The organism is Wolbachia endosymbiont (group A) of Lasioglossum fulvicorne, assembly GCF_964028605.1.
Taxonomy (GTDB): Bacteria; Pseudomonadota; Alphaproteobacteria; order Rickettsiales; family Anaplasmataceae; genus Wolbachia.
This window is the reverse complement of the sequence record NZ_OZ034798.1, coordinates 744,491-766,516: the sequence shown is the minus strand read 5'-3', so window position 1 is coordinate 766,516 and position 22,026 is coordinate 744,491. Positions and strand designations below refer to the sequence as shown.

At 35.6% G+C, this 22,026-nt stretch carries 19 protein-coding genes and 5 pseudogenes; 14 read left to right on the top strand and 10 right to left on the bottom strand.

Annotation, left to right across the window (positions count from 1 at the left end; genetic code table 11):
- Nucleotides 1-12: 12 nt before the first annotated feature.
- Together ABWU71_RS04140 and ABWU71_RS04135 are read left to right on the top strand one after the other, a co-directional pair.
- Nucleotides 13-872, top strand: a protein-coding gene (locus tag ABWU71_RS04140) for an IS630 family transposase (RefSeq protein WP_353284076.1) whose coding sequence is annotated in 2 segments (ribosomal slippage) — nucleotides 13-337 and nucleotides 337-872 — 861 coding nt in all. Because the reading frame shifts where the segments join, the coding sequence is not laid out codon by codon here.
- Nucleotides 873-900: 28 nt separating this feature from the next.
- A pseudogene (locus tag ABWU71_RS04135) lies at nucleotides 901-1,583 on the top strand (IS630 family transposase); the annotation flags it as partial.
- Nucleotides 1,584-1,611: 28 nt separating this feature from the next.
- On the opposite strand, the pseudogene ABWU71_RS04130 reads toward ABWU71_RS04135, so the two are convergent.
- A pseudogene (locus ABWU71_RS04130) lies at nucleotides 1,612-2,082 on the bottom strand (IS5 family transposase); the annotation flags it as partial.
- Nucleotides 2,083-2,440: 358 nt separating this feature from the next.
- On the opposite strand from ABWU71_RS04130, the gene ABWU71_RS04125 reads away from it, so the two are divergent.
- Nucleotides 2,441-3,300, top strand: a protein-coding gene (locus tag ABWU71_RS04125; protein ID WP_353284076.1) for an IS630 family transposase whose coding sequence is annotated in 2 segments (ribosomal slippage) — nucleotides 2,441-2,765 and nucleotides 2,765-3,300 — 861 coding nt in all. Because the reading frame shifts where the segments join, the coding sequence is not laid out codon by codon here.
- Between the two features lie 22 nt (nucleotides 3,301-3,322).
- Nucleotides 3,323-3,973, top strand: a complete 651-nt coding sequence (locus ABWU71_RS04120; protein WP_353284092.1) for a hypothetical protein — start codon at nucleotides 3,323-3,325, stop codon at nucleotides 3,971-3,973.
- 35 nt (nucleotides 3,974-4,008) lie between these two features.
- Here ABWU71_RS04120 and ABWU71_RS04115 read toward each other — a convergent pair whose 3' ends face one another.
- Complete coding sequence (locus ABWU71_RS04115) at nucleotides 4,009-5,178, bottom strand: multidrug effflux MFS transporter (RefSeq protein ID WP_353284091.1); 1,170 nt, start codon at nucleotides 5,176-5,178, stop codon at nucleotides 4,009-4,011.
- Between the two features lie 463 nt (nucleotides 5,179-5,641).
- Here ABWU71_RS04115 and ABWU71_RS04110 point away from each other — a divergent pair, with 463 nt between their 5' ends.
- A complete protein-coding gene (locus tag ABWU71_RS04110) occupies nucleotides 5,642-6,571 on the top strand; it encodes an AEC family transporter (RefSeq protein WP_353284090.1) in 930 nt (309 codons plus the stop codon).
- A gap of 209 nt (nucleotides 6,572-6,780) precedes the next feature.
- Nucleotides 6,781-6,915, top strand: a complete 135-nt coding sequence (locus tag ABWU71_RS04105; protein ID WP_353274342.1) for a transposase — start codon at nucleotides 6,781-6,783, stop codon at nucleotides 6,913-6,915.
- On the opposite strand, the gene ABWU71_RS04100 is transcribed toward ABWU71_RS04105, so the two are convergent.
- Nucleotides 6,898-7,134: a hypothetical protein gene (locus ABWU71_RS04100; RefSeq protein ID WP_353284089.1), complete on the bottom strand. Its 237-nt coding sequence runs from the start codon at nucleotides 7,132-7,134 to the stop codon at nucleotides 6,898-6,900. The two genes, ABWU71_RS04105 and ABWU71_RS04100, sit on opposite strands and share 18 nt — an antisense overlap.
- A protein-coding gene (locus ABWU71_RS04095) for an IS5 family transposase (protein ID WP_265023453.1) occupies nucleotides 7,131-7,923 on the bottom strand; the annotation gives its coding sequence in 2 pieces (ribosomal slippage) (nucleotides 7,131-7,658 and nucleotides 7,660-7,923; 792 coding nt in all). Before ABWU71_RS04095 ends, ABWU71_RS04100 begins: the two co-directional genes overlap by 4 nt.
- A gap of 42 nt (nucleotides 7,924-7,965) precedes the next feature.
- On the opposite strand from ABWU71_RS04095, the gene ABWU71_RS04090 reads away from it, so the two are divergent.
- The 4 genes from ABWU71_RS04090 to secD all read left to right on the top strand — a co-directional run bounded on the left by ABWU71_RS04090 (nucleotide 7,966) and on the right by secD (nucleotide 10,300).
- Nucleotides 7,966-8,118 carry a transposase gene (locus ABWU71_RS04090; protein WP_353284088.1) on the top strand — a complete coding sequence of 51 codons (153 nt, stop codon included), beginning with the start codon at nucleotides 7,966-7,968 and terminating at the stop codon, nucleotides 8,116-8,118.
- 255 nt (nucleotides 8,119-8,373) lie between these two features.
- Complete coding sequence (locus ABWU71_RS04085; protein WP_080717647.1) at nucleotides 8,374-8,544, top strand: DDE-type integrase/transposase/recombinase; 171 nt, start codon at nucleotides 8,374-8,376, stop codon at nucleotides 8,542-8,544.
- A gap of 14 nt (nucleotides 8,545-8,558) precedes the next feature.
- Nucleotides 8,559-8,693: an IS3 family transposase gene (locus tag ABWU71_RS04080; protein ID WP_353284087.1), complete on the top strand. Its 135-nt coding sequence runs from the start codon at nucleotides 8,559-8,561 to the stop codon at nucleotides 8,691-8,693.
- A 98-nt stretch (nucleotides 8,694-8,791) separates the two neighbouring features.
- Complete coding sequence (gene secD / locus ABWU71_RS04075) at nucleotides 8,792-10,300, top strand: protein translocase subunit SecD (protein ID WP_353284086.1); 1,509 nt, start codon at nucleotides 8,792-8,794, stop codon at nucleotides 10,298-10,300.
- On the opposite strand, the gene ABWU71_RS04070 is transcribed toward secD, so the two are convergent.
- Both ABWU71_RS04070 and ABWU71_RS04065 read right to left on the bottom strand, forming a co-directional pair.
- On the bottom strand, nucleotides 10,297-11,082 hold the full coding sequence (locus ABWU71_RS04070) for an enoyl-ACP reductase (RefSeq protein WP_353284085.1): 786 nt from the start codon (nucleotides 11,080-11,082) through the stop codon (nucleotides 10,297-10,299). The genes secD and ABWU71_RS04070 overlap by 4 nt on opposite strands.
- A 634-nt stretch (nucleotides 11,083-11,716) precedes the next feature.
- Nucleotides 11,717-12,509, bottom strand: a protein-coding gene (locus ABWU71_RS04065; RefSeq protein WP_353284084.1) for an IS5 family transposase whose coding sequence is annotated in 2 segments (ribosomal slippage) — nucleotides 11,717-12,244 and nucleotides 12,246-12,509 — 792 coding nt in all. Because the reading frame shifts where the segments join, the coding sequence is not laid out codon by codon here.
- Between the two features lie 178 nt (nucleotides 12,510-12,687).
- Between ABWU71_RS04065 and ABWU71_RS04060 the strand changes: the two genes are divergently transcribed.
- A complete protein-coding gene (locus tag ABWU71_RS04060) occupies nucleotides 12,688-13,500 on the top strand; it encodes a transposase family protein (RefSeq protein ID WP_410530403.1) in 813 nt (270 codons plus the stop codon).
- Between the two features lie 297 nt (nucleotides 13,501-13,797).
- Here ABWU71_RS04060 and ABWU71_RS04055 read toward each other — a convergent pair whose 3' ends face one another.
- A complete protein-coding gene (locus ABWU71_RS04055) occupies nucleotides 13,798-15,819 on the bottom strand; it encodes a hypothetical protein (RefSeq protein ID WP_353284082.1) in 2,022 nt (673 codons plus the stop codon).
- Between the two features lie 412 nt (nucleotides 15,820-16,231).
- On the opposite strand from ABWU71_RS04055, the gene ABWU71_RS04050 reads away from it, so the two are divergent.
- The 3 genes and pseudogenes from ABWU71_RS04050 (at nucleotide 16,232) to ABWU71_RS04040 (ending at nucleotide 20,136) form a co-directional block, all read left to right on the top strand.
- Nucleotides 16,232-17,091 (top strand): IS630 family transposase gene (locus tag ABWU71_RS04050; RefSeq protein WP_353284076.1). Its coding sequence is split into 2 segments (ribosomal slippage): nucleotides 16,232-16,556 and nucleotides 16,556-17,091, totalling 861 coding nucleotides; the frame shifts between segments, so codons are not numbered across the junction.
- Between the two features lie 139 nt (nucleotides 17,092-17,230).
- Nucleotides 17,231-18,023, top strand: a protein-coding gene (locus ABWU71_RS04045; RefSeq protein ID WP_265023453.1) for an IS5 family transposase whose coding sequence is annotated in 2 segments (ribosomal slippage) — nucleotides 17,231-17,494 and nucleotides 17,496-18,023 — 792 coding nt in all. Because the reading frame shifts where the segments join, the coding sequence is not laid out codon by codon here.
- A 190-nt stretch (nucleotides 18,024-18,213) separates the two neighbouring features.
- Nucleotides 18,214-20,136: pseudogene (locus ABWU71_RS04040) on the top strand (DNA polymerase A family protein).
- Here ABWU71_RS04040 and ABWU71_RS04035 read toward each other — a convergent pair.
- The 3 genes and pseudogenes from ABWU71_RS04035 to ABWU71_RS04025 all read right to left on the bottom strand — a co-directional run.
- Nucleotides 20,131-20,454, bottom strand: a pseudogene (locus tag ABWU71_RS04035) (transposase); the annotation flags it as partial. The pseudogenes ABWU71_RS04040 and ABWU71_RS04035 overlap by 6 nt on opposite strands.
- 27 nt (nucleotides 20,455-20,481) lie before the next feature.
- A protein-coding gene (locus ABWU71_RS04030) for an IS630 family transposase (protein ID WP_353284076.1) occupies nucleotides 20,482-21,341 on the bottom strand; the annotation gives its coding sequence in 2 pieces (ribosomal slippage) (nucleotides 20,482-21,017 and nucleotides 21,017-21,341; 861 coding nt in all).
- A gap of 62 nt (nucleotides 21,342-21,403) precedes the next feature.
- Nucleotides 21,404-21,875 (bottom strand): annotated as a pseudogene (locus ABWU71_RS04025) (IS5 family transposase); the annotation flags it as partial.
- Between the last annotated feature and the right edge of the window lie 151 nt (nucleotides 21,876-22,026).

Genomic DNA, 22,026 nt, shown 5'->3' with positions numbered 1-22,026 from the left:
TAAGGAGGTTGAGTGCCAGCAGCATATAGTTATGACTTAAGGAAAAAAGCAATGGAAGCGCTAGAGGAGGGAGGAAGCAGAGAAACAGTGGCAGCAAGATTTAAAATTGGACGAACTACTTTATGGGAGTGGCAGCAAAGAAGAAAAGAAACAGGAGACTTTCAATCAAAAAAACTTGGAAATGGAGGTTACAATCACAAAATTACCGACTGGGATGCCTTTGCTAAATTTGCCAGAGAAAACGGAGGAAAGACTCTGTCGGAAATGGCTAAACTTTGGGGCAACGTTAGTATCCAAACGATCCACCGAGCTCTCAGAAAAATTGGATTTACGCGCAAAAAAAGACATATGGATACAAGGAAAGAAACGAAGAAAAACGTGCTGAATTCTTAAAAATTATAGCAACAAAAGAACCAGAAAACTTAGTTTATATAGATGAGTCTGGCATTGATAACACAGAGGACTATCCATATGGGTATTGCCAGAAAGGACAGCGGTTTTATGGCCTAAAATCTGGAAAGAAAACTCAACGAATCAGTATGGTTGCAGCCTTAAGTAGAAGAAAGATAGTTGCTCCATTAACCTTTGAAGGCCACTGTAATATGGATGTTTTTAATGGATGGTTTGAGCAATTTTTGACACCGATCTTGGAACCTGGACAGACTGTCATTCTTGACAATGCTACTTTTCATAAGTCTGGTAAGATTATCGAGCTTGCTAGAGGAGTTGGTGCAGAAATTTTGTATCTGCCGCCGTATTCTCCAGATTTCAACAAAATTGAGCATCATTGGTTTGCTATAAAAAACAGAGCTAGGAAAAACATTCCTCTATTCGAATCCTTTCGTCGTGCTGTTGATTCTGCCTTCCTATGACCTGTTCGGACTATTATGAGAAATGCTATACAATCACAAAATCACCGACTGGGATGCCTTTGCTAAATTTGCCAGAGAAAACGGAGGAAAGACTCTGTCGGAAATGGCTAAACTTTGGGGCAACGTTAGTATCCAAACGATCCACCGAGCTCTCAGAAAAATTGGATTTACGCGCAAAAAAAGACATATGGATACAAGGAAAGAAACAAAGAAAAACGTGCTGAATTCTTAAAAATTATAGCAACAAAAGAACCAGAAAACTTAGTTTATATAGATGAGTCTGGCATTGATAACACAGAGGACTATCCATATGGGTATTGCCAGAAAGGACAGCGGTTTTATGGCCTAAAATCTGGGAAGAAAACTCAACGAATCAGTATGGTTGCAGCCTTAAGTAGAAGAAAGATAGTTGCTCCATTACCCTTTGAAGGCCACTGTAATATGGATGTTTTTAATGGATGGTTTGAGCAATTTTTGACACCGATCTTGGAACCTGGACAGACTGTCATTCTTGACAATGCTACTTTTCATAAGTCTGGTAAGATTATCGAGCTTGCTAGAGGAGTTGGTGCAGAAATTTTGTATCTGCCGCCGTATTCTCCAGATTTCAACAAAATTGAGCATCATTGGTTTGCTATAAAAAACAGAGCTAGGAAAAACATTCCTCTATTCGAATCCTTTCGTCGTGCTGTTGATTCTGCCTTCCTATGACCTGTTCGGACTATTATGAGAAATGCTATATCTCTGCTGTTGTTATATAAATTGCATGGGGCAAACCTTGAGTATCTACTGCAATATGGCGTTTTATTCCTGAAATCTTTTTGCCTGCATCATAGCCTTTTTCTTCAGCAGTATCTGCATTTTTTACACTCTGTGCATCAATTATGCAGAAGCTGGTTTTTTCTTTCCGACCATTGTTTTGTCGGACCACGCCAACTATTTTTTTTTAACACCAGCTCCAGAACACTTTCTTTATCTGCATCTGGTTTTTCACTCCACTTCTTAAAATAGTCGTAACAATTGCGCCATTTTGGAAACTCTTTTGGTAGCATTCTCCACTGACAACCGCTTTTCAGAACGTATAACACTCCACAAAATACATCATACAAATCAAGTTTCCTTGGTTTTGTTTTTTTCTACAGGACTCTAGATCTGGTAACATAATCTCAAATCTTTCCCGACTTATATCACTTGGGTATAAACTCCTCATATATCCTAACTTATATATATTATCTCTTAGTTTATTCCTTTCTTGAGATCATGTACAGGTTCTAATACTTAATGCTAAGACTAATCTATTTTTTTTAAATATTTCTATTGATTTCTTGATAAATACTAATATAGTATTAATATATTAACTAATAGTGGTGGTAAAGAAATGCATAATAGTACTAGTGATATAAGTGATGAAGTAATTCAAAAATTAAACGATTCAGCGAACCGCAAGCGAATAAACAAATTTAGAGGTGCGTTCAATAAGCTTAGCCACTACGATAAAGAATACTATAGCTCTTTTCATAGAAGTCCGGATGTGATAAGATAAGGATAGACGATGATAAGGAGGTTGAGTGCCAGCAGCATATAGTTATGACTTAAGGAAAAAAGCAATGGAAGCGCTAGAGGAGGGAGGAAGCAGAGAAACAGTGGCAGCGAGATTTAAAATTGGACGAACTACTTTATGGGAGTGGCAGCAAAGAAGAAAAGAAACAGGAGACTTTCAATCAAAAAAACTTGGAAATGGAGGTTACAATCACAAAATTACCGACTGGGATGCCTTTGCTAAATTTGCCAGAGAAAACGGAGGAAAGACTCTGTCGGAAATGGCTAAACTTTGGGGCAACGTTAGTATCCAAACGATCCACCGAGCTCTCAGAAAAATTGGATTTACGCGCAAAAAAAGACATATGGATACAAGGAAAGAAACGAAGAAAAACGTGCTGAATTCTTAAAAATTATAGCAACAAAAGAACCAGAAAACTTAGTTTATATAGATGAGTCTGGCATTGATAACACAGAGGACTATCCATATGGGTATTGCCAGAAAGGACAGCGGTTTTATGGCCTAAAATCTGGAAAGAAAACTCAACGAATCAGTATGGTTGCAGCCTTAAGTAGAAGAAAGATAGTTGCTCCATTAACCTTTGAAGGCCACTGTAATATGGATGTTTTTAATGGATGGTTTGAGCAATTTTTGACACCGATCTTGGAACCTGGACAGACTGTCATTCTTGACAATGCTACTTTTCATAAGTCTGGTAAGATTATCGAGCTTGCTAGAGGAGTTGGTGCAGAAATTTTGTATCTGCCGCCGTATTCTCCAGATTTCAACAAAATTGAGCATCATTGGTTTGCTATAAAAAACAGAGCTAGGAAAAACATTCCTCTATTCGAATCCTTTCGTCGTGCTGTTGATTCTGCCTTCTTATGACCTGTTCGGACTATTATGAGAAATGCTATACTATCAAACAGCAATGGAGAAACTTCATATTCCAGCTATGCGTAGTATACTCAGTACAATGGAAGAAAACGAAGCAATCATCACCTTTAATGATTTACTTGAGGAGAATAAAGATCTTGCGTTTAATACACTTGATAGTATCCGTTTTAAACCTGATTTATTTAGAACTCTATCTAATGAATTAGATTCTCAGCAAAAAGAAGACTATAAGGTATATTTAGAAACAAAGGTAACGGCCAGAGTTCGGTTTATCCCAAGGAATTTTTACTCAAATAATAAAGAGGGTTCAAGCAAGCTGAGAATCGAAAACTCCAATACAGACAGTTTAGATAATGAACCTTTAAGAAAGAGAGTTGATTCGAATGAATTTTCAGCGCTAAATCCAGCAAGTTTCTTTCCAAGCTCTGTTACACTAGAGGAGATGGTTGATAAATATGAATTTGATACCAGGGATCCAATATCAGACTTTTCTTATGACAAAAAGAATCAATTATGTAGTCAAACAATTTATTGGATAACTGGAAAACAGCCATCAAGTAATCTTCAATACCTAGCTTTGAAAGGGTATAATAAGCTAACAGAACGTGAATTGGAAGAAATATGTACAGGGGAGCCAGCAGCAAAGCGCCAACGCATATTATAATATAACTGAAAATGAGAAGGTCTATATACCAATAATTATAGATCTTCTCCAGACCTTGAAAACAATAAATAGGCAGTAAAAATAAGTTCTAGTACTATTGCAGATAAAACAAGAACAGCTACACTAATTGTTTGACCATTGTAAACGTAGCTTGTTAAGCCGATAAAAATAGCCATGATAAAAGCTCTAATGAACGAGACTGCAGAAGAAGCTGTGCCTTTAATTTCAGGGAAAACATTTATTGATGCATTAAAAATCACTGCCTGGCAAATTGCACAACCGATAGAAAAAATAATCATAGACAGTGTTACTAAGTAGAAAGAGTGAGGTGCAATTATACTGAATATTACAAGCAATAGAGATCCAATAGCACACACGCTCGCACCAGAAATTACACACTTTATTGCTCCAAGTTTCTGCAAAATTTTGCCAGCAAATAGACTGATGAGTGAGAAGCATCCAACTATTGCACCTTGATGTAGTGCATAAATAGTGCTAGATAAACCAAAAGTCTTCATATACAGAAAAGGTCCACAAGTAATGAATGACATATACGCAGCAGAAAAGAGGCTTGACATCAAAGACAACGTAACAAACCTCGGACCAGATAGTAGTTTTCTGTAATCCTTCATCATTTTTTTCAAACTGAAAATATCGCGGTCCTTTTTTGTTTCTGGTAACGCTAAAAGCAGCAAAACCCAAGAGATCAAACAAAGTATTGCAACAGTTGCATAATTACCACGCCACCCTACAATTTCATTGATGAAACTGCCTAACACTGGCGCAATTGCCATGACAACTGTAAGAACAGAATTCATGATTCCAATAAATTTCACCGCTTCGTCACCTTTATAGCTGTCTGCAACGATTGCAAATACAACTACAGATGTGCTAACACCAATACCCTGAACAAAGCGAGAGATTAAAAGCCAAAAAATCGACGGTGCAAAAACACAACCAACAGGGCCGATTAATAACAAAGTGTTACCTATGATCATAATCCTTCTTCTGCCATAGCATTCAGACAATGGACCAAAAAACAACCCTCCTATGCAAAAGCCTAGGAAATTATAAGCAATAGTTAATTGAATTATGCCTTCCGGTACGTTAAAATAGCGCACCATATCAGGAAAACTAGGTACGGAAATGTCAATTTCAATGAACTTGGCAATTAGAGACAGGATTAATAGAAAGGGTAGTAACATTTGAGATTTTCAATTAATGAATAAAAATATCACATTTAAAGCGTTGAAAGAAAACATTTTTTACTGTTATTAAAATGGTTAGAAACACCTCATGTGAAGGAATGGTGGATAAATTGGACACTAGGGTTAATTAAAGAAAAATATGACAACTATGTTAAAGCTCTTACTCTCTGTCCTAACTTTACTTATTTCCTCTTACTTTTTCAACAGTCCGTCTAAATTACTACAAGCAGTTTAATTTTTAGTAAATATGTCATTATTCAAAAATATGCAAGAAGCTTTACAGAAACTTAACATAATTTTATCATAAAAATGTCATTCTTAAGTCCTATATAAAAACGAATTTTGGCACTAATGTAATTAACTATGAGCTGGATAAATTGGAAAATAAATTTTGTTTACTTTTACAATACCTTAAGATCTAATGTTACTTTATCAGTCAAAAGTATCACAATAGGCTAGTATGTTCTTTACTCTTTTCCTAAAAATATTACCTATTTATATTACAATATTTATTGGTTACTTAGCAGGAAAATATCTTAAAATTGATAGAAATACTATATCTCAAATACTCTTTTATATAGCTAATCCAATAGTGATTTTATATGGAGTCTCTCATACAGAAGTTAATTTAAAAGTAATTTCTCTGCCGATTTTGATATGGTTTATAGGTAGCACTATGTCCTTATCAGTGTATTATCTTTCTTCTTTTTTATTTAAGGATAACACAAGAAACATATTAGCATTTAGCTCGGGCAGCACAAGTATGGGTTATTTTGGCCTGCCGATTGCCATGGCTTTATTTGATGAAGATTCAGTATCTGTATATGTTGTTTGTTATATAGGAATGGCGTTGTTTGAAAATAGCTTAGGATTTTACATAGCCGCAAATGGTATTTATACCGCAAAAGAATGCATATTAAAGTTGTTCAAACTTCCTTCGCTTTATGCGATGGTTCTGGGCTTCTTTTTAAGTATATACGATATACAAATACCTACTTTTTTAACAGATGTTATGATGAATATTAGAAGTACATTTGTTACACTAGGAATGGTGCTACTTGGAGTGAGCATTGCGAATATTACAAGCTTTAAAGTAGATTGGAAGCTTGCTTTGATCACTATTACAGCAAAGTACGTATTCTGGCCACTGTTTGTTTTAGGAATTGTCCTTTTAGATAAGCATGTTATAGGTATATACGATGAGAGCATATATAAAGCACTGATGTTGCTAGCTATTATTCCAGTTTCTGGGTCCAGTATAATACTTGCTAATATTTTGAATTATCAACCAGATAAAGCTACTCTGTTGCTTCTAATCAGTACTGCAGTGGGACTATTTTATGTTCCACTAATAATATCATTATTTTTTACTAAACTTGTTCCTTTTTGATCAAAAAATTGAGCGCTTGCACAACCATTATTTGGGTAACAACACAAGACATTGATAAAACTTGAATTTATAGCTAAAGCAACTTCTACAATTTGGTAACCCGTCATCCCGCTACTAGTTAGCGCCGCGGCGGTAAATTGACCTTACCCAGAAAAAGTAGAGAGAAAGTTAAGACGTTTTTGGAGTAAAATAAAACGTTTTTTCAAAATATGACAAATAGAAGAGAATATACAGCAGAATTCAAATTAGAAGCTGTTAAGCTGGTTAAAGAAACAGGTCAAACAAGTACAAAAATAGCAAAAGATCTAGGTATAGATGGCAGTATGTTAAGTAAGAAAATATGATGGAAAAATGTCTGGAGCATACGCATTTCCAGGCAAAGGCTCCTTATGACAAAGAAAGATTTGATCTAAAAAAAGAGCTAATAAGAGAAAGAGACATTTAAAAAAAAGCCCTGGGCAAAGAAAAAGAGTAAAGTATTCTTTTATATAGAAATTGCTATAAAACACAGGAACTATGTAGGGTTTTGTGCTGGTAGTATGGGTTGCTAAGAGCCTGTTCATAATCTTTTCAGAAGTAAGGCAGTGAAAGCCAGAACGACCATTTGTAGGCTAGTATTGAGTTTTCGCTCACAATTTTTCCACAATCTTCTACATTTTTCTAACCAAGCAAAAGATCGCTCCACAACCCATCTTTTGGGCAATACAACAAAGGAATGTAATTCATTTCTTTTTATCACTTCAACGGTTGCACCAATAATCGTTTTTATTTGAGTTGCAAAATTCTCTCCAGTATAGCCTGCATCAACCAGTACATTTTTAACTCCCGAGAGGTTTTCTTTTGCATTTTCGACCATTCTCACAGCACTGCTACGGTCAGTTATCTCTGCTGTTGTTATATAAATTGCATGGGGCAAACCTTGCGTATCTACTGCAATATGGCGTTTTATTCCTGAAATCTTTTTGCCTGCATCATAGCCTTTTTCTTCAGCAGTATCTGCATTTTTTACACTCTGTGCATCAATTATGCAGAAGCTGGTTTTTTCTTTCCGACCATTGTTTTGTCGGACCACGCCAACTATTTTTTTTTAACACCAGCTCCAGAACACTTTCTTTATCTGCATCTGGTTTTTCACTCCACTTCTTAAAATAGTCGTAACAATTGCGCCATTTTGGAAACTCTTTTGGTAGCATTCTCCACTGACAACCGCTTTTCAGAACGTATAACACTCCACAAAATACATCATACAAATCAAGTTTCCTTGGTTTTGTTTTTTTTCTACAGGACTCTAGATCTGGTAACATAATCTCAAATCTTTCCCGACTTATATCACTTGGGTATAAACTCCTCATATATCCTAACTTATATATATTATCTCTTAGTTTATTCCTTTCTTGAGATCATGTACAGGTTCTAAGGAAAAAAGCAGTAAAGAATTAGCAAAAGAAGGGCTTCTAGCAGATATTCAAAAAATACATCAAGCTTCTAAATGCAGATATGGAGCCCCTAAAATTCACGCTGAATTAAAAGCTTTAGGCAAAAATTAAAACAGTACAAAGTGTTATGCAAGAAAATGGCATTAAAGCTAAACTTAGGCGCAGGTTTAAGATTAAAAGACAGCAAATTAACAACAGAATTGTTGCTCCAAACACATTAGATCAAAATTTTACTACTGATCAGCCAAATACCGTATGGGATTACCTACATAAAAACTAAAGAAGGTTGTTGGCGGCAATAATTGACCTATATTCACACATGGTGGTTAATGAGTAACATGATAATTAGTTATAGATTCTTTATTGATGGCCGTTGATAAACGCAAACCCGATAAAAATCTGCTGTTACATAGCGATCAAGGGTCACAGTATACCTCTCAAAATTACCAATTTCTATTGAATACAAAAAATATCATTTCCAGCATGAGCCATAAGGGCTGTTGTTATGATAACTCTGTTGCAGAAAAGTTCACTTAAAAGGGAGCTGCTTATTGATACTTCTCGCTCAACAAACCAGAACTACCATATTTGAATACATAGAAATCTTTTATAACAAACAACGTAGACATTCTACTATTAACTATTGCATTCCTGCACAATTTATTCTCATGATAAAAACGTCTTAACTTTCTCTCTACTTTTTCTGGGTAAGGTCAAATAGAGAATTTTACAAAAATCTATTTTTAACTTACAATCAATTATTACAATTTTAAACCTACAACTTATGTACAACAGGCTTATAGTCAAATCTTTCTCAGTATTATGCATTTGTTTACTTGCTTTATACATAACACTGCCAAATTTCTTTGATAATAAGCTTTTTATTTCGAAAAAAAGAATAAACTTAGGCCTTGACCTGAAAGGAGGGGCATCTTTGCTTTTAAACATAGACTTAGACTTCTATTTTAAGGAAAAGCTAAGCATGCTAGCTAACGAAATAAAAGAGACATTGCTAACAAAAAATATTGAATCTAACGTACAAAATAGCGTTGTAACTTTAAATAATATTGATGATTATAAAAAAGCATCTGTGTTGATTAATGCGATAAATCCAAATTTAGAGCTAAATAGAAAAGATTCTTCAATTCTCATTTCGTATAAACCCCATTATAAAAATTCTTTGATCAGTGAAGTAGCTGCAGAATCAATAAACAATGTCCAGCGCCGTTTGGATAAACTTGGCACAAAGGAAGTCAGCGTTCAAAAACAAGGGCAGAATAAAATATTAGTGCAGGTGCCTGGAGTAGAAGACACCAAGCAGATAAAATCTCTGCTTGGCAAAACTGCTAAGCTAGCTTTTCATTTGGCAAACACTAACATAGCCAAGGTGCAGGATATAGACCATGAAACCACTGTCATGCTCAAGGATTCTTTAGGTAATTCTTATCCAATATTCCGCAAAACTGAAATAGGTGGTGATTCGCTGGTTAACGCATCAGTTAGATTTGGTCATTTAGGTAAACCAACAGTGCATTTTAAATTTGACAGCATAGCGAGTGAAAGATTCGCGAAAATCACTAAAGAAAATGTGGGAAAACCTTTTGCAATTGTTCTGGATAACACAGTCTTAACAGTACCTACAATACGTGAGCCAATTTTAAATGGAGAGGGAGAAATTAGCGGTAATTTTACTGAAAAACAAGCAAGCGAACTTGCAATACTTTTAAAATCTGGAGCACTGCCAGCACCACTTAAAATAATTGAAGAAAAAAACATTGGCCCAAGTCTTGGAGAAGAATCAATAAAGGCAGGGGAAATGGCAGCAACTATCTCTATTATAGCCGTGGCTTTATTTATAATCATCACTTACGGCAAATTAGGTGTATTGGCCTCTGTTGCGCTTTTTTCTAATGTAATTCTTATATTATCAATTCTCACTCTGCTTGAAGCAACTCTAACTTTACCTGGAATTGCCGGTATTGCACTTACTGTCGGTATGGCAGTGGATGCAAATGTTTTAATATTTGAGCGAATTCGTGAGGAAATCAAATCTGGCAAGAGAGTGGAACGTGCTATTGAAGAAGGGTTTAAAAACGCTATAAAGACAATACTAGATTCAAATATCACTACATTAATTGCTGCAGGAATAATGTTCATTATTGGCAGTGGAGCAATAAGAGGCTTTTCTGTCACTCTATCAATAGGAATTTTATGTTCGATGTTTTCTGCAATCACAGTCACAAAACTCTTGATAGAGTTGTGTATGAACCCGAAGGAACTAGTGCTTTGTTAGTCAACTACCTTCATTCCCACAACGTTATATCCTGAATCAACGTGCAAAATTTCTCCAGTAGTGCCACTACTTAAGTCACTTAATAAGTATAGCGCTGCCTTGCCAACATCCTCTATTGTAACATTGCGTCTGAGCGGAGAGTTATTTCTATTCCATTCTGATATGAAGTGAAAATCGCTTATTCCAGAAGATGCTAGAGTTCTGATTGGACCAGCGGAAATTGCATTTACTCTGATATTTTGTGGCCCGAGATCACATGCTATATATTTTACACTTGCTTCAAGTGCTGCTTTACATAAACCCATAACGTTATAATTTGGCATAACTTTTTCAGCGCCATAATAAGATAAAGTAAGTAAACTACTACCATTTGACATCATTTTTTCAGCCCTTTGCGCTAAAGCAGTAAAAGAATAGCACGATATATGCATTGCATTGAGGAAGTTATTCAGTGAAGTATTGACATATTTACCATCTAACTCATTTTTATCGGAGAACGCTATTGCATGCACCAAAAAGTCAAGGGTACCCCATTTTTTCTCTATTATTTCAAAAGCGTTATCTATGATTTTTTCATTTGAAACGTCGCAGTGTAATATTAGCTCCACATTTAGTTCATCTGCTATTGGTGATAGTTTTTCTTTTATTATTTCATTCTGGTAGGTGATTGCAAGTTCTGCTCCGTGCTCTGAGAGAGTTTTTGCTATACCGTACGCTATTGATCTCTTATTTATTATTCCGGTTATTAATCCCTTTTTGCCTTGTAATAGACTTGTCGTCATAGAACTATCTGTTTTTTTATAATTTGGAATATTAACTGGGCAAAGTCAAGATCAACTATGTTTTAAAATATTTTTTGCAGTAACTTGAAGTCTATAAACAGTAATCTTGATTCTTCTACAACAAAGCTATCCCATATGACATTTTGTCTATATCTAATTAAGCATATCAATAAGTAAGTAAATCTTAATATAATCTTATTATACTTATAAATACGCTGTATAGAATGAAAGTATGGATGATTTCATAACTGCAAGAAGGAAAGATGATGCTGTGGTATCTGTTTGTCAGGATAATAAGAAAAAAAACGTGTTAATTTTAGGGCTCAATCAAGCCGCAAGGAATTTGTTAAAATACTAGGAAGGAAATTTACTTAATAAGCCGTTAATCAATATTTTAAGTGCAAGAGCAGCTGACGACATGAAGAATTATTTAGAGTATACCGAAAATGGGCACGATTTACTTGATATATTACCTAAAGTGATAGATTTTTCCTTAACTGATGCTAAAGGAGAAGATATCAGGACAAAAGTAAAAGTTTTCCGCACTGCACAATTTGCCAGTAATAAAATAAATTATGAGCTATTAATACGTGATATCAGCTTGTCTCATAAATTGAGAATGTTTAGAGCCTGTTCATAATCTTTTCAGAAGTAAGGCAGTGAAAGCCAGAACGACCATTTGTAGGCTAGTATTGAGTTTTCGCTCACAATTTTTCCACAATCTTCTACATTTTTCTAACCAAGCAAAAGATCGCTCCACAACCCATCTTTTGGGCAATACAACAAAGGAATGTAATTCATTTCTTTTTATCACTTCAACGGTTGCACCAATAATCGTTTTTATTTGAGTTGCAAAATTCTCTCCAGTATAGCCTGCATCAACCAGTACATTTTTAACTCCCGAGAGGTTTTCTTTTGCATTTTCGACCATTCTCACAGCACTGCTACGGTCAGTTATCTCTGCTGTTGTTATATAAATTGCATGGGGCAAACCTTGCGTATCTACTGCAATATGGCGTTTTATTCCTGAAATCTTTTTGCCTGCATCATAGCCTTTTTCTTCAGCAGTATCTGCATTTTTTACACTCTGTGCATCAATTATGCAGAAGCTGGTTTTTTCTTTCCGACCATTGTTTTGTCGGACCACGCCAACTATTTTTTTTTAACACCAGCTCCAGAACACTTTCTTTATCTGCATCTGGTTTTTCACTCCACTTCTTAAAATAGTCGTAACAATTGCGCCATTTTGGAAACTCTTTTGGTAGCATTCTCCACTGACAACCGCTTTTCAGAACGTATAACACTCCACAAAATACATCATACAAATCAAGTTTCCTTGGTTTTGCTTTTTTTCTACAGGACTCTAGATCTGGTAACATAATCTCAAATCTTTCCCGACTTATATCACTTGGGTATAAACTCCTCATATATCCTAACTTATATATATTATCTCTTAGTTTATTCCTTTCTTTAGATCATGTACAGGTTCTAAGACCTGCTGTGTGTGTGTGTGTGCGAAAAGTGATTGAAAAAATGATGCGAGAGAGGTAGAAGAAGAATAAGCAGATTGAGTAAGGTAAAAAAATGAGCTTTAGTTACTATAAGATGAAGAAACACCCAAGAAACTTTCGTAATATAGCAGGTTTAACTATAGAGGAGTTCGAAAAGGTGGTGGAAAAAGTGAGGTCTGAGTGGGAAAGACTTGAAAAGCAGAAAAAGTGTCATGGTAGAAGATCACAACTACCAACCCTGGAAGATAAGTTATTTTGCGTAATTTTGTACTATCGCACTTACATAACACACAGATTTTTAGGGTGCCTATTCAATATGCACAACGCAAATGTATGCAGGTTACTGAAGAAAATAGAGCCATTACTTGCCAAAAAAGTTACTATAAGAAAGGATAGAAGTATGATACCAGAAAAAATACTAAAGATTCTGGTTGATGTTACAGAACAGGAAATACAGAGGCCAGAAGATAGTAAAAAACGGAAGAAATCATATTCAGGAAAAAAAAGAACCAACACTATGAAAACTGAAATTGTGATCGAGGAGAGAGGAAAAATTTTGTCAGTTTCGAGGTCGCATAGAGGTCGAATGCATGATTTTAAGATAAGAAAACAAGAGAAATTTCTTCCAAAAGATAGCATAAAATATACTGATTCTGGCTATCAGGGCTGGCAAAAGTTGCAAAGTAATGTTGTGATACTGTATAAAAAGTATCGTAAAAAGCCTTTAACACCAGAGCAAAAGGAGCACAATAGAAAACTGGCATCGTTCAGGATGCGGGTAGAAAACAAGATCAGGGAGATAAAAATATTTAAGATTATGTCAAACATTTATCGCAATTCTCAGAAAAAATATAACCTGAGATTCAATATTATTGCAAGTATTGTGAATCTTAGGCATGGTTTTTAACTTTACTTCTTAATGTTTTTTCCTAACCTCATACTCTAAACTTTTCCTTCTAGATTCGCAGCAGATCTTGTGATTTACATGCCTATCAGTGCTATGCAACAAAGTCATCTAGAATTTGCGTTTAAAAAAGTATGTGTATCGGATTGTGTAAAGTCAAAGGAGGTTCTTAAGTGAATAGCCATTAATTTGGTAGCATGTAATACCAATAAACTTAAACGATACAATCATTTCCGGCACTCAAAACCAAGGGTGGTGATAATCGTTCGTTTTTCGGACCAGTTGGTCTAGCGAAAATCATTACCAATCGCAAGAAAGCGGATCATTTGGATCATTTGAAATTTCAAAAAAAGGCTGATTATCAATTGACAGACCTCCTGCATCTCTTTTCACAACATTGCAGAAATCCCTATTTTCGATCAAATTAGTTATTACTGTAGTCCTCAAATCTTGATCTCCTGCTACAGCTTTCTGAAAGCTACTGTTATTCACAAGATAAGTTTCTAGAGCCGGTTTTACATCATTATCAAATTTGCCTTTCACATTTAGAATAGCTTGTACCAATTCAGCTGCGTTGCTACTAATTAATTCTTGAGCTACTGCATCAGGTGCTGGGCTTTTCCCATCTTGACCTACTTCTCCCCTTTGACCAGGATCTCCTTTTATTCCCCTTGTCTTTCCTGGATTTTCTCTTAATTTTTCTGCCACCCCTTCCTGCAAAGTGCGACTACCTGCTAAGATCTCTCTATTTTCATTATCGTTCACAACCGCTTTCCCTATTTCATCTGCCTTAGTATTCAAAAGGTGCTGAGTCACATTATTGACCACCATCTTTGACTCATCTATATTATTCCCTAAACCACTTGCATTAAACAAATATTCAGCTAATTTTTCAGGGTTAACCTTCCCTTCAGTAATTCTTTTCGCTTCGCCTTTCTCTATACCGCCAGCATCAAATAACAACTCAGCTAATCTAGAAGTGCTGGCCTTCTCTATTACATCTTCAATAAAGCTCTCTCGATCCCACTGGTGATTCTCTACTAGAGCATTCTTAGCATCGTTAAATACTAGTTCAGAAATCTTATACGGGCTAACTTTATCTTTGGCAATCTTTTTGGCTTCAAGTTGATCTACGTTACTTTTATTAAAAAGCAACTCAGCGAGTTTTATTGGATCAGCTTTATTTATGAAATCCTGCGAATTAAGATTTATTTTACTAGCAACATGAGTAGCAAGATTTTGACCAGTGCTATCAGTTATATCAAGTACTGTTTTTCCCAATATATCTTTATTTTCATCAGTAAGTAGCTGCACGGCCACTTCCTCAATTGATGGACTTTTTCCATCTTTACCTGCTGGACCTTGAGCACCATCCGCACCTTTTAATCCCTGCATTCCTTTATCTCCTAAAAAAGCTTTTGCTATCTTACCGTCATAAGCATTTTCGTTATCAGCGGTTTGATCAAGAAATCCGCCTAATTTTTCCACTAAAATTGATTTCTTTTTCCCTTCTCCTATGTCTTCTGTTGCACCAAGTATTTTTTTCGTGAATTCTAGAACTTTTATATTAGAGCCATCAGCTTTAGCAAAATTGCCTTTTTCTGCCAAGAAATCTTTTGCTGTTTGCCCATTTTCATTACCATACCATAGTTCTTCGTCATCAAAAATCCTCCCCAACTCATCAACTAATATTGATTTTCCTCCTACACGTTTCCTCAGCACCTCCTTTGCTAACTTCTGACTTTCTCCAACTGGGAAAAATCTCTGATTTACCTCTTCCTTAGTATACGTGACGGAGGAGTCAGCTTTAGCTTCTAGTTTATGATCTATAGCTAGTGTAGTATAGACATCCCCAATATCAGCTTTAATTGCTAGTTTTTTATCTATATCTTCCTTGGTATATACATTATCAGCGTTAGCTTTTTTCTGTAAATTTCTCGTCATATAGCGATATGTATCATCTTTCCTAGCGAACGTACGAGTTAGTATAGTATCAGAAATTCTAGAACCATCTTCGTCCTTTGCAAAAAATATCTCTTCTACTATAGGTTTTTCCGCTACTTTCTCTGCAAGAACTGTTTTGCCACTACTACTTCTCACATCAAGTAAACTCTTCATAGCCTCTGCTAAACCATCAACTTTATACTCGACTTCATCTTCACCAGATGGCCTGTATTTTAACTTAAGATCATCACCTCCTACATCTAAGGTGTATTCATTACCCCCCTTATCCCTTAAGGTCATAATTTTAATATTGTTTAGGCCTGATACCTGTGATATATATCTCCCCTCTGCATCTTTGAATTCCATATTAGCTGTCATATAAACTAGTCATTACAAAAGCTTCAGGGTACATTAGGACTATTTCATTTCTATTAAAGGTTGTTTCAAATTCATATTATAAAAGTTACCTTAATGCTTATGTTATTCGCAAACATAGATCATACTAATTGAGTAAAAACTTTACTAGAAATCTAAATAATGCGGCCATTTCCAGCAATCAAAACCAAGAAACGTGAGAACACTTTGCTTTGGAATGGGTTGGTCTACCATGTGTACCATACGAACTTTTTAATATAATAATTTTACTATACGCTAAAACTACCCATATTAGCCCATTTCATCCATATCTACATACGAACTATTTTGCCTAAGGTTATAAAAATAATTTATAGCTCTTTTCATAGAAGTCCGGATGTGATAAGATAAGGATAGACGATGATAAGGAGGTTGAGTGCCAGCAGCATATAGTTATGACTTAAGGAAAAAAGCAATGGAAGCGCTAGAGGAGGGAGGAAGCAGAGAAACAGTGGCAGCAAGATTTAAAATTGGACGAACTACTTTATGGGAGTGGCAGCAAAGAAGAAAAGAAACAGGAGACTTTCAATCAAAAAAACTTGGAAATGGAGGTTACAATCACAAAATCACCGACTGGGATGCCTTTGCTAAATTTGCCAGAGAAAACGGAGGAAAGACTCTGTCGGAAATGGCTAAACTTTGGGGCAACGTTAGTATCCAAACGATCCACCGAGCTCTCAGAAAAATTGGATTTACGCGCAAAAAAAGACATATGGATACAAGGAAAGAAACGAAGAAAAACGTGCTGAATTCTTAAAAATTATAGCAACAAAAGAACCAGAAAACTTAGTTTATATAGATGAGTCTGGCATTGATAACACAGAGGACTATCCATATGGGTATTGCCAGAAAGGACAGCGGTTTTATGGCCTAAAATCTGGAAAGAAAACTCAACGAATCAGTATGGTTGCAGCCTTAAGTAGAAGAAAGATAGTTGCTCCATTAACCTTTGAAGGCCACTGTAATATGGATGTTTTTAATGGATGGTTTGAGCAATTTTTGACACCGATCTTGGAACCTGGACAGACTGTCATTCTTGACAATGCTACTTTTCATAAGTCTGGTAAGATTATCGAGCTTGCTAGAGGAGTTGGTGCAGAAATTTTGTATCTGCCGCCGTATTCTCCAGATTTCAACAAAATTGAGCATCATTGGTTTGCTATAAAAAACAGAGCTAGGAAAAACATTCCTCTATTCGAATCCTTTCGTCGTGCTGTTGATTCTGCCTTCCTATGACCTGTTCGGACTATTATGAGAAATGCTATAAATCTTCTATTATTTTTATAACCTTATTTTTACGCGGCTTGTTCTCAGAACCTGTACATGATCTCAAGAAAGGAATAAACTAAGAGATAATATATATAAGTTAGGATATATGAGGAGTTTATACCCAAGTGATATAAGTCGGGAAAGATTTGAGATTATGTTACCAGATCTAGAGTCCTGTAGAAAAAAAACAAAACCAAGGAAACTTGATTTGTATGATGTATTTTGTGGAGTGTTATACGTTCTGAAAAGCGGTTGTCAGTGGAGAATGCTACCAAAAGAGTTTCCAAAATGGCGCAATTGTTACGACTATTTTAAGAAGTGGAGTGAAAAACCAGATGCAGATAAAGAAAGTGTTCTGGAGCTGGTGTTAAAAAAAAATAGTTGGCGTGGTCCGACAAAACAATGGTCGGAAAGAAAAAACCAGCTTCTGCATAATTGATGCACAGAGTGTAAAAAATGCAGATACTGCTGAAGAAAAAGGCTATGATGCAGGCAAAAAGATTTCAGGAATAAAACGCCATATTGCAGTAGATACGCAAGGTTTGCCCCATGCAATTTATATAACAACAGCAGAGATAACTGACCGTAGCAGTGCTGTGAGAATGGTCGAAAATGCAAAAGAAAACCTCTCGGGAGTTAAAAATGTACTGGTTGATGCAGGCTATACTGGAGAGAATTTTGCAACTCAAATAAAAACGATTATTGGTGCAACCGTTGAAGTGATAAAAAGAAATGAATTACATTCCTTTGTTGTATTGCCCAAAAGATGGGTTGTGGAGCGATCTTTTGCTTGGTTAGAAAAATGTAGAAGATTGTGGAAAAATTGTGAGCGAAAACTCAATACTAGCCTACAAATGGTCGTTCTGGCTTTCACTGCCTTACTTCTGAAAAGATTATGAACAGGCTCTAAGAGAACGAAAGAAATGCTCGTCTCAAAAGGGTGAAAAGCCTGCTGCTAATCAAAATTTTCACGTTGGGAGGGGGAAAGGCATTTATGATGTTCGATCACATACCCAGAATGATCACGATGAGGTTTTTCAGGGAGTATTGCTTGATATAGGAAAGAATGGGATAAAGTTAAATACAGAAATGCTAAAACTTCTGTTAGAAAAAGTTGATGATAAACTGAAGGGGAAAATTAAAGCGTATATAGATAGTGCCGAGTCAAATCAAGGGGTAATAAAGCCAACATATGACATCACTAAACTTGGAGCAGTTGTTACCAAAGATCCTAATATACAGAATATCCCTTGCAGAGGCGAAGAGGCGTACCATATCAGAGAGGCATTTACTGCGAGGGAAGGACATCAGTTTATCTCATGTGATTACGTGCAAATGTAATTAAGAATTATTGCAAAAATTGCAGGTATTAAGGGGTTTGAAGATGCTTTTAAAAGCGAGAAAGATATTTATGAAATTAATTCAAGGAAGTTTTTCGGATTGCCAGATGGGGCAAAAGTAGATGAGCAGTCAAGGCACAATGCGAAGACTCTTGTTTTAGGGATTATATATGGTATGACTCCATTTGGTCTTGCAGAAAGACTGGGAAGGTCTATTCCAGAAGTTAAAGAACTTATTGAGAGTTTTTTTTCATCTTATGAAGAAATAAAAGACTATAGGCGGGAAGTATTAACTGATGCAAGGGCACTAGGATACGTAAAAACTGCGTTTGGCAGAAGATACGATCTGCCGTATATAGCAAGCAAAATTCCTGATATAAAAGAACACGAGAGGAGGAGGGCAGTGAATTTGCCAATTCAAGGAACTCGTGCTGATATAATGAAGCTTGCAATGATAGGGCTTCACACAAAGTTAAAAAAAGAAGACGGTAAAATGATCCTCCCAGTTCACGACGAATTGATTGTAGAAGCTAAAGATGGAAAAGTAGGTGAAGTAGAAAAACTTATGAAAAGAGTAATGATGGATGCAGCAGAAGAGGTATTAAAAACTCCCATACCAGTAAATACAAAAACTGGTAACGACTTTAATTTTGGAAAAAGTTTCGATAAAAATCATCAAAATATAGAGCTAGATGATTTGATGACAGACAATTTAGAGAAAGTTAAATTTAAAGAAAGTGAACTCAATAATACCCCTTTTGATATTACAGGGATATTATACCAAATAGGAGTTTTAATCTTATGTGCTTATCGTGCATTTGATATTCATAAAGAAAAATATAAAGATCTAAAAATGTCGACTGAAGGAAGTCAAGAGTTACATGGTAAATGTGATGATTTAATTATTGATCATCAAGGTAAAACTATTAACGTACAGATTAAATCTACAATTAAAGAACCTGTCTACAGTGCTATTGGTTCTGCAAAGTTATTTCCTGAGGGAAAAAGAAGAAAGAACGCACCATTTTCTATTTTTAAGTACTTCAGTTCTTTTTGTGAGGTGGGTAATGAGTTGAGAGATAGAATAAAGTACAATATTCTTTATACTAATGAAGTTTTGTCGGATGACATTGGTGAGAATTTATTTGATGAATTATCTATTGGAGAAGAGACTCAAGTTTTATTCGACCTCTTCTACGCGAGTGATAAAAAATCAAAGTTTTATGTATTTTCAAAAAATTCGAGAGAAAAACTTTTGTCGCTGCTGGATCCTATTTCAGCAAAAACAAGGATGAAAATTCTTCAAGAATTAGAACATTTTCCTCAAATAAGGGACGAGCTTAAGAAGCTATTAAAACATTTTTCAAAATGCAAAAAAGAAAAAGTCAAATCACTATTATTTGGTCTTAAGAAATCAGTTGAGAAACGATTGCTAGAGCTATTAGAACCTATATTTTTTTTTGAAGAACAACATTCTGAAGGAGAATTTAAAAAATTACAAGAACGCTTCCTGGACACGTTTGTGCTTGCAGTTGGTCAGCCTAATATAGAAGAATTACGGGAATTGATAGAAATCGATCAAGATAATTATAGCAAATTTCGAAAAAAATTTTTGTGCTGGTTGAAATACTATGAAGGTTGCAAAGGGTATTATCTTAGAGCCTGTTCATAATCTTTTCAGAAGTAAGGCAGTGAAAGCCAGAACGACCATTTGTAGGCTAGTATTGAGTTTTCGCTCACAATTTTTCCACAATCTTCTACATTTTTCTAACCAAGCAAAAGATCGCTCCACAACCCATCTTTTGGGCAATACAACAAAGGAATGTAATTCATTTCTTTTTATCACTTCAACGGTTGCACCAATAATCGTTTTTATTTGAGTTGCAAAATTCTCTCCAGTATAGCCTGCATCAACCAGTACATTTTTAACTCCCGAGAGGTTTTCTTTTGCATTTTCGACCATTCTCACAGCACTGCTACGGTCAGTTATAGCATTTCTCATAATAGTCCGAACAGGTCATAGGAAGGCAGAATCAACAGCACGACGAAAGGATTCGAATAGAGGAATGTTTTTCCTAGCTCTGTTTTTTATAGCAAACCAATGATGCTCAATTTTGTTGAAATCTGGAGAATACGGCGGCAGATACAAAATTTCTGCACCAACTCCTCTAGCAAGCTCGATAATCTTACCAGACTTATGAAAAGTAGCATTGTCAAGAATGACAGTCTGTCCAGGTTCCAAGATCGGTGTCAAAAATTGCTCAAACCATCCATTAAAAACATCCATATTACAGTGGCCTTCAAAGGTTAATGGAGCAACTATCTTTCTTCTACTTAAGGCTGCAACCATACTGATTCGTTGAGTTTTCTTTCCAGATTTTAGGCCATAAAACCGCTGTCCTTTCTGGCAATACCCATATGGATAGTCCTCTGTGTTATCAATGCCAGACTCATCTATATAAACTAAGTTTTCTGGTTCTTTTGTTGCTATAATTTTTAAGAATTCAGCACGTTTTTCTTCGTTTCTTTCCTTGTATCCATATGTCTTTTTTTGCGCGTAAATCCAATTTTTCTGAGAGCTCGGTGGATCGTTTGGATACTAACGTTGCCCCAAAGTTTAGCCATTTCCGACAGAGTCTTTCCTCCGTTTTCTCTGGCAAATTTAGCAAAGGCATCCCAGTCGGTAATTTTGTGATTGTAACCTCCATTTCCAAGTTTTTTTGATTGAAAGTCTCCTGTTTCTTTTCTTCTTTGCTGCCACTCCCATAAAGTAGTTCGTCCAATTTTAAATCTTGCTGCCACTGTTTCTCTGCTTCCTCCCTCCTCTAGCGCTTCCATTGCTTTTTTCCTTAAGTCATAACTATATGCTGCTGGCACTCAACCTCCTTATCATCGTCTATCCTTATCTTATCACATCCGGACTTCTATGAAAAGAGCTATATCTCTGCTGTTGTTATATAAATTGCATGGGGCAAACCTTGCGTATCTACTGCAATATGGCGTTTTATTCCTGAAATCTTTTTGCCTGCATCATAGCCTTTTTCTTCAGCAGTATCTGCATTTTTTACACTCTGTGCATCAATTATGCAGAAGCTGGTTTTTTCTTTCCGACCATTGTTTTGTCGGACCACGCCAACTATTTTTTTTTAACACCAGCTCCAGAACACTTTCTTTATCTGCATCTGGTTTTTCACTCCACTTCTTAAAATAGTCGTAACAATTGCGCCATTTTGGAAACTCTTTTGGTAGCATTCTCCACTGACAACCGCTTTTCAGAACGTATAACACTCCACAAAATACATCATACAAATCAAGTTTTCTTGGTTTTGTTTTTTTTCTACAGGACTCTAGATCTGGTAACATAATCTCAAATCTTTCCCGACTTATATCACTTGGGTATAAACTCCTCATATATCCTAACTTATATATATTATCTCTTAGTTTATTCCTTTCTTGAGATCATGTACAGGTTCTTACAAAACAAATTTATCTCAATTGGTCAGAAACTAATGCGTCTGAACAGGCTAAAGAATACTATAGGAAGTCTCATTGGATAGCGGAT